This window comes from Acinetobacter sp. YH12039 (assembly GCF_013420015.1).
GTDB lineage: Bacteria > Pseudomonadota > Gammaproteobacteria > Pseudomonadales > Moraxellaceae > Acinetobacter > Acinetobacter amyesii.
In genome coordinates this window covers 1-8,596 of the sequence record NZ_VOZA01000008.1, presented here as the reverse complement: position 1 = coordinate 8,596, position 8,596 = coordinate 1, and the positions used below count along the sequence as shown (strand labels likewise).

The 8,596-nt window shown below is 39.2% G+C and carries 7 protein-coding genes; 5 read left to right on the top strand and 2 right to left on the bottom strand.

The window, feature by feature from the left end; all coding sequences use genetic code 11:
* Positions 1-985: MBL fold metallo-hydrolase (locus tag FTT98_RS05740; protein WP_218954600.1), on the bottom strand; the 985-nt coding region annotated here is incomplete at its 3' end.
* Positions 986-1,246: 261 nt separating this feature from the next.
* Between FTT98_RS05740 and FTT98_RS05735 the strand changes: the two genes are divergently transcribed.
* Complete coding sequence (locus FTT98_RS05735) at positions 1,247-1,621, top strand: diacylglycerol kinase (protein ID WP_168378310.1); 375 nt, start codon at positions 1,247-1,249, stop codon at positions 1,619-1,621.
* A 140-nt stretch (positions 1,622-1,761) separates the two neighbouring features.
* Here the strand turns inward: FTT98_RS05735 and FTT98_RS05730 are convergent, their stop codons facing one another.
* On the bottom strand, positions 1,762-3,366 hold the full coding sequence (locus tag FTT98_RS05730) for an isocitrate lyase (protein ID WP_168378085.1): 1,605 nt from the start codon (positions 3,364-3,366) through the stop codon (positions 1,762-1,764).
* A gap of 683 nt (positions 3,367-4,049) precedes the next feature.
* Here FTT98_RS05730 and FTT98_RS05725 point away from each other — a divergent pair.
* The 4 genes from FTT98_RS05725 to FTT98_RS05710 all read left to right on the top strand — a co-directional run bounded on the left by FTT98_RS05725 (position 4,050) and on the right by FTT98_RS05710 (position 8,441).
* Positions 4,050-5,042 carry a LysR family transcriptional regulator gene (locus tag FTT98_RS05725; protein WP_078191331.1) on the top strand — a complete coding sequence of 331 codons (993 nt, stop codon included), beginning with the start codon at positions 4,050-4,052 and terminating at the stop codon, positions 5,040-5,042.
* 129 nt (positions 5,043-5,171) lie between these two features.
* Entirely contained in the window at positions 5,172-6,500 is a 1,329-nt protein-coding gene (locus FTT98_RS05720; protein WP_078191332.1) for a hemolysin family protein, read from the top strand.
* Between the two features lie 54 nt (positions 6,501-6,554).
* Positions 6,555-6,833: a hypothetical protein gene (locus FTT98_RS05715; RefSeq protein WP_180048741.1), complete on the top strand. Its 279-nt coding sequence runs from the start codon at positions 6,555-6,557 to the stop codon at positions 6,831-6,833.
* Between the two features lie 267 nt (positions 6,834-7,100).
* The gene (locus FTT98_RS05710) at positions 7,101-8,441 is read left to right on the top strand and encodes a CitMHS family transporter (RefSeq protein WP_180177138.1); all 1,341 of its coding nucleotides are present in this window, start codon (positions 7,101-7,103) and stop codon (positions 8,439-8,441) included.
* Positions 8,442-8,596: the final 155 nt, after the last annotated feature.

Below are 8,596 nucleotides of genomic sequence, written 5' to 3'. Positions count from 1 at the left end.
CTGTCGGAGCTAAATTTAGCGGGTTCCAACGGAACTGACCATCATTCATTTCACTAATTTTACCAATACCCGGAAATGGTAAATGTGCAAATGCAACGAAGGTTTGCTCTTGAGCAAAACGTTTAAAAATTGCTAAACGAGTTTCACTGGCTTTGACCGGATCGACATCAAAATCGACAGATAACTTGGGTTGTTCAAACTGTAAATGATACGAATGAACCACATCACCGAGGATAGCAAAACTTTTAGCTTGCGACTTTAAGATAAAAGAATAATGCCCTGGTGTATGCCCAACACTCGGTAGTACTTCTAATCCATTAATCACAGAACCAACGCTAAAGGTCTTAAAACTCCGCATGGTTTGATATGGCGCAATCGCAGCTTTAATTTTTGCAACGGTCGCTAAATAACCTTCACGTTTTTCGGTAGCTAAAGTGTCGACGGTGCTTTCACTTAACCAATACTGACTTTCTTGTTCATTGACGTAGATCGTTGCATTTGGAAACACAGCCTTACCTTGTTTCGCAATGCCACATGCATGATCAGGATGTAAATGGGTTAAGAAAACACTGCGTACACGATTAAGCTTATAGCCAGCTGCTTCAATATTTTGTGCAATAGAACCTAAGTTCGGACCAAAACAACTGGCTGCACCACTATCAACAAGACTGATACCGCCTTGTCCATCATCAATCAGGTAGGCATTGACACTGGTTTGTATACCTTTGCTCTGATCAACAGCAAGCTTTTGGAATAAAGCGCGAACTTCTTCTGGTGTTAAATTTTGTTTAAATAAATCAGGACTTAATTCGAGTGTCCCATCTTTTAAAGCAATGACTTTATACGCACCCACTTGGAAAGGATAAAATCCCATGGGCTGAGTCACATTCGTTTTGATTTCCGTTTGAATAACTGCCGGCTCTGCACTGACAACCTGGCTGGTTAAAAGTGTTGCTGCAAGCACAGCAAAACTAAAGTATTTCATTGTTGACCTATATCACTTTTATTATTTCATGCAATGAAGCAAAGGCTTCAAAATTAAAAAATTTAAACGCCTGTATTGTGCCTGAAATTCAGGTAGATTTTAAGTCTAATAATGAATAAACATAGCACTAACTTGATACAGGCTTATGTAAATCCCCTTAAATTTTTAGGCCCAATAAAATAAAAACTGAATGCAAGAAAACTTTAAGCTTGGCATGTTATATTTTCGCCAGTTTTTAAATCTATACGTCTGTACAGTGCTATGAGTGAAATTTCCCCGTTTAAAGGCAAATCTGGATTTAAACGAATTTTAAATGCAACGCAATATTCCCTCGACGGATTCAAAGCTGCTTATCAAAATGAAGCTGCATTTCGACAAATTGTCTGGATGAATATTGTGCTTATTCCTACCAGTTATTTTCTCGATGTGAGTCGTGCTGAACATGCCCTTATGGTAGTGGTGTGCTTATTTGCCTTGATAGTTGAGTTATTCAATTCTGCCATTGAAGCCGTTGTCGACCGCGTATCTTTAGACAAGCATCCACTTTCTAAAATTGCAAAAGATATGGGGAGTGCCGCTCAATTCGTTGCTTTAGCAATTATCTTTTTTACTTGGTTTATTATCCTTTTGCCTTAAATAAAGGCTGTCTCACTCTATTTGCAGGGTTATGCCCTGCTTTTTTATATCGACACACTTTAATAAATGGATTTAAGAAGATTTTAAAGCCATAAAAAAACCCAGCTTTCGCTGGGCTTTTTTTCGAATCAGTTCAATGCTTAGTGAGCAGCGAATTGGTTCATTGTGTTTTTCGCATCGTCACCCGCTTTAAGCGCGTTGTCACCAGCGAAGATTTCTTTGTGGTCGTCACCGATGTCAGAACCAGCCATTGCTTGGTGTTTAACACAAGAAATCGTACCGCGGATTTCTTTACGTTGAACGCCAGCTACATAAGCAAGCATACCTTGGTCGCCGAAGTAACCTTGAGCAAGCTCGTGAGTAGAAAGAGCAGCTGTATGGTAAGTCGGAAGTGTGATCAAGTGATGGAACACGCCCGCTTCACGAGAAGCATCAGCTTGGAACGTACGAACTTTTTCGTCAGCTTCAGCAGCTAATTCAGAGTTATCGTATTCAGCGCTCATTAGTTTAGCACGGTCGTAAGCAGAAACGTCTTTACCTTCAGCAACCCAACGGTCGTAAGCTTGTTGACGGAAGTTTAAAGTCCAGTTGAATGAAGGCGAGTTGTTATAAACAAGTTTCGCATTTGGAACTGTTTCTTTAACACGGTTAACCATGTGAGCAATTTCTTCAACGTTTGGAGTCGCAGTTTCGATCCAAAGAAGGTCAGCACCATTTTGAAGGCTAGATACACAGTCAAGTACAACGCGGTCGATTTGCGTGTCTGGACGGAACTGGTACAAGCCAGAAGCAAGACGTTTTGGACGGTGAAGTTTACCGTTACGCTTGATTAGGATTTCGTCTTCTTGAGCTTCTGAAATGTCAATTTCAGTTGTGTCTAAGTAGCTGATGTATTGAGAAGCGATGTCGCCTGGCTCTTTAACCACTGGGATTTTTTGAGTCAAGTCAGCGCCTTCAGAGTCAGTACGAGCAACGATGATACCGTCATCAAGACCCATTTCTAAGAATGCATAGCGAAGAGCGTGGATTTTCGCGATGAAGTCTTCGTGTGGAACTGTAACTTTACCAGCTTGGTGACCACATTGTTTAGCGTCAGATACTTGGTTTTCGATTTGAAGTGCACAAGCACCCGCTTCGATCATTTTCTTAGCTAGTAAGTAAGTCGCTTCTTCGTTACCGAAACCAGCGTCGATGTCAGCAATAATTGGCACAACGTGAGTTTGGAAACCGTCGATTTGAGCAGTGATTTCAGCAGCTTTAGCAGTATCACCAGCTTCGTTTGCTTTTTTAAGCGCACGGAACAAGTCGTTTAATTCTTTCGCGTCAGCTTGACGTAGGAAAGTGTAGATTTCTTCGATCAATGCAGGAACTGAAGTTTTTTCGTGCATAGATTGGTCAGGAAGTGGACCGAATTCTGAACGAAGAGCTGCAACCATCCAACCTGAAAGGTAGATATAGCGACGTTCAGTTGTACCGAAGTATTTTTTGTTCGCAATCATTTTTTGTTGTGCGATGAAACCGTGCCAGCAACCTAATGATTGAGTGTATTTGCTAGAATCAGCATCATAAGCAGCCATATCACGACGCATAATAGCAGCTGTATATTTCGCAATGTCTAAACCAGTTTTGAAACGGTTTTGCATTTGCATACGTGCAGCATCTTCTGGGCTAATATCGCGCCAAGTGCTTCCGAATTTTGCTTTTAATTCACGGATTGCATCAATCGCTGTTAAGTATGTAGACATGATATGTTCCTGTAATAATATTAGGATTTTTCTGCAACGTAAGGCTAAAATCATACCCTCGAATGATTGTTCAGATTTAGAACACTTCGTTGCGATAGACACAGAGTAGATTGACTAAAAAAATTAATCCAATATTCTGCATTAATTTTCAGTATTTATTTAAAAAATATGTAGATTAAAGTCGTATTATAATAATTAACCAACATTTATAAGTATTTGTATTTAAATACTTTTATTAAAATATTTTGCTAATTTTTTTGTCTATTTTTCAAACATTTTGATGAATTATTCTTCATTAGACTTAAGTCGACTGAGCATTCACTTTTAAAAAAAACAGCATTTTTTACGCCATTTTTGCCCAAATTCACCAAGCTAAATACTTGGTTATTCTGTCTTCAAATGATCATGTAAATGTGATATTTCATCTAATTTTTTTGTTTTATGAACATCACATCGCATAAACAAAATTGCTCCGTATTTTTATTTCACTCACTTAAAAATATCGGTCTAAACAGATAATAAGTATTTAAGAAATATGTGCTGGCACTTCAGCAAATTTGTCTTAAAACTGCCGAATTTTAGTACAAAAGTACACGTCATTTTTTCATCCATTTTTTACACAAGCCTTAGTAGTTATGGCATAATCAGATAAATTTCATGATTTTATTGTCGGTATTTATTTTATGAATCTGGAGCGGGTCGATCTCAATCTATTAATTTATCTTGATGTACTTCTTCGTGAAAAAAATGTGACTCGTGCTGCCGAGCAACTGGGTGTAACTCAGCCTGCGATGAGTAATATTTTACGTCGTTTACGCAACTTATTTAATGATCCACTTCTTATTCGTTCTTCAGAAGGTATGACACCTACAGAACGTGCGCTTGAATTACAGCCACGTATCCGTGATGCCTTATCTGACCTTTCGATGATTTTGGAACCCCGTACCGAGTTCCGACCTTACACTTCAAATCGTGTCTTCCGCATCATGACGTCAGATTATGCTGAAGCAACACTAGTGCCGCGCCTAGTAAAAGCTTTGCGCTCAGAAGCACCCAATGTGGTTCTGGATTTTTTAACGCCTAGTGATGTGTCTTATCGAGATATGGAACAAGGTAAAGTCGACTTGGCGATTAACCGCTTTAATGAAATTCCGCAAAGTTTCCACCAAGTATTGGTCTGGCGTGACAGTTTTTCATGCCTTTTAAATGCCAAGCACCCTGCTGCAAATAACTTAAACCTGAAAAGTTATCTAGATGCACAACACATTTGGGTGTCTAAAACAGGTATGGGTGTTGGTTTTGGTGTCAATCCTGAAAAACAAGCGGGTCTAGGTTGGATTGATCAAGCCTTAGAACGTATTGGCCAAAAACGTAAAATTTCAGTTTTCACCCGTCATTATCAAATGCCAGGCTTATTGGCATCGAATGTTGACTTAGTTGCGACTCTGCCAAGCCGTATTGCTCGCCTTCAAGCTAAAAGTCAAAACCTATTACTTCGTGATCCTCCATTCTATATTCCTGAATTTGAATTAAAAATGGCGTGGTGTCCGTTACTTCATCATCACCCTGCTCATCGCTGGTTACGTCAACTTATTTTGTATGTTGCACGTCAAATGATTGAAGAAGAAAACCGCGAATACTTAATGAATAACTCTCAGTTTTCACAGTATCAGTAATTAATTCTTTAATTCCTTATTAATTCAAACGTATACTGTCACTATATAGGTAGTAGTTAAGACTACTACCTTGCCCATTTTTGTGTTAGAAATACAGAAAAATAGAATGAATCACAAACAGGTGTATTCGTGAGCCTTTTCCAAAATATTGTCATTATTATTCTCCTGATCGTCGGTGCGGGTTTTCTTTCATTAACAGAAATTGCCCTTGCGGGTGCACGAAAAGTAAAACTTAAAATTTTGGCTGAATCTGGAGATTCACGTGCACAACGTGTGCTTGACTTACAAGCCAACTCAGCAGACTTTTTCGCCGCATCACAAATTGGCTTAAATGCCGTAGCAATTCTCGGCGGTATTTTGGGTGAAGGTGCTTTTCGTCCTTATTTCATAACCTTAGTCACTCGTTTTTATCAAGGTCCGTGGACTGAAACCATTGGATTCACACTGTCGTTTACTTTAGTCACATCCTTATTCATTCTATTTGCTGATTTGATGCCAAAACGTTTGGCGATGATCGCACCTGAAAAAATTGCCGTTGCTGTTGTTGACCCGATTCAAATCTTTATTAAGGTGTGTAAGCCAATGGCGTGGGTGATTAATGCCATTGCCAATTTGTTGTTTCGTTTATTTAAAGTGAATACAACACGTGATGACAATATTACCTTTGACGATATTTCAGCCGTGATGGATGCCGGTGCTCAAGCTGGTGTACTACAAAAGCAAGAACACCACTTTATTGAAAACGTATTTGAGCTGGAAGAACGTAACGTCCCTTCAAGTATGACTACACGTGAAAACGTGGTGTACTTTACCCTAAAAGAATCAGAAGCCAGTATTCGTCAAAAACTCGCTGAATTTCCATATTCGAAGTTTTTGGTCTGTAGTGAAAATATTGATGACGTGATTGGCTATGTGGATGCCAAAGATATTTTGGTTCGTATCCTCAACAATCAGTCACTTCTACAGCTCAATGAAAATACTATTCGTAATGTCCTCACGATTCCAGATACATTAACACTGTCTGAATTACTCGATCGCTTTCGTTCAACCAAAGAAAAATTTGCCGTAGTAATTAACGAATATGCGTTGGTTGTCGGCGTTATTACCCTCTCCGACATTATGATTACCGTGATGGGCGACTGGGTAACACCGATTGAAGCAGAACAACAAATTATTAAACGTGATGCAGATTCTTGGCTTATCGATGGCAGTACACCAATTGAAGATTTAAAGCATGCCCTCGCTTTAGATGAAATGCCCGATGAAGAAAACTATGAAACCCTTGCGGGCTTTATGATGTTTAAACTGCGTAAAATTCCACGTCCAGCTGACTTTGTTACTTATCATGGCTACAAATTTGAAGTTGTTGATGTAGACCACTTTAAAATTGACCAATTATTAGTGACCCGCTTACAACAGGCTGAAACTGAACTTGATACACCAGAAGAATCGGATTAATTCGATTCTTCTTTTTTCTAAAACAATAAAATATAAATACGATGGAATACGAAGATGTCTTTTTCACTTAAAGCGATTTTGACTTGCTTTAGTTTTTATACTGGGGCTTATCTAATCTATTATTTTTTCAAAGCTCATCCACAACCTTTATTTCTATTGCTCGGTGTTGCGCTGATCGTCACTGCTTGGTTTTTAACGCCTTATCCCTATGAACGCGGTCGACAACGCTATGACGAAACCATGCGTTTTGGTCTGTTTTTTTATAATCCCTTAATTTTTTGGTTCCGATTATTTAGTTGGCCGATTCGGACCCTACTGTCTATTTTTGCATAAGCGTACTTGTTGTGATCAAACTGGATCTGCACAGCACTTACAGTTCTCTACTGATGTTGAATAAATGTAAACAGACCACTTTTTTTGAATACAAATTAAAATAAATCGAAAAACCGCCCTTCCCTAATACCTTCATTATTAATGACTATTTCCCACTAAAATAGTGATGTATTTCACATTTTCTCACCTTTGTTTTGACTGATGAATTTTCTCTTTATGCTCTGCCCTTGGATTTAAAAACAGCTTTATATTTCAAAGGAATGAACCATGTTAACCGTACTCGGTTTGGGCATGATCTTGTGCTTTATGTATTTGATCATGTCGAAACGCTTAAGCCCACTTGTCGCACTGACTTTAATTCCCCTACTTTTTGCCTTGATTGCGTGGTTACTTGGTTTTTATTTTGACAGCTTGTCACACATACAAATAAATGAAATTGGCGAAATGATGATAGAAGGTGTAAAAAAACTTGCACCGACTGGCATCATGCTGCTTTTTGCGATTCTGTATTTTGCCATCATGATTGATACAGGTTTGTTCGACCCTTCGGTGAAATTTATCTTAAAAATGGTCAAAGGTGATCCCTTAAAAGTCGTTCTTGGAACCATTACCCTGACGTTAATTGTCTCTTTGGATGGAGATGGTTCTACAACCTATATGATCTGTGTTGCTGCCATGCTGCCACTCTATAAGCGCTTAGGTATGAGCCCATTGATTATGGCATGTTTGATTATGCTCTCTAGCGGCATTATGAACCTTACGCCATGGGGTGGGCCTACAGCCCGCGCCGCCAGCGTACTTCATGTCGACCCAAGTGATGTTTTTGTTCCGATGGTTTTACCGATGCTATTTGCCATCGGCTGGTTGTACTTTTTGGGAACCATGTATGGTCGCATGGAAAGAAAGCGTCTGGGAATTGTCCAATTGGATATCAGTCATGGTGAAAACATTCAAATCTCAGATAATCCAAAAGCCAACCGCGCAGATCTACGTTGGTTTAATGCACTGTTAACCGTCGTTCTGATGATTTGTCTGGTTTTTAGTATTTTACCTATGCCTATTTTATTCATGGTGGCTTTATGTATTGCGCTAGTCGTCAACTACAAAAATGTCGACTTGCAAAAAAAGTTAATCGCACACCATGCAGGTAGTGCTTTAAACGTGGTCGGTATTATTTTTGCTGCAGGTATTTTTACGGGAATTTTAGCCGGAACAGGTATGGTAGAAGCCATGTCTAAAGAACTTGTGGCGATTATCCCTGAAAGTATGGGTCCCTATTTAGCACCGATAACCGCTGTCATCAGTATGCCGATGACTTTCTTTATGTCGAATGATGCTTTCTATTTCGGGGTTTTGCCAATTCTTTCTGATGCTGCCGCTCATTATGGAATTGCACCTGTAGAAATGGCACGTGCCTCGATCGTAGGACAACCTGTACATCTACTCTCACCGCTTGTCCCTTCGACCTATTTACTCTGTGGACTTGCGGGGATCGAGTTTGGACAACATCAGAAATTTACCATTATCTGGGCTGTAATCACCTGTTTTGTCATGTTAGCAGCAGGTCTGATCTTTGGAATGTTTCCGTTTTATTCGAGCTTAACTTAAAAAGTGAAAGATAAAAAAAGCACCATCAGGTCACTGCTGTCCCATAGTTTGCTTTAAATAAAAAAACCTGAGTCCTAACAGTTAAAATATGAGTGCAAACAAACACTTTAACGACCAGGATTCAGGTTTTGTCACATCAGAATACCGTATTTCAT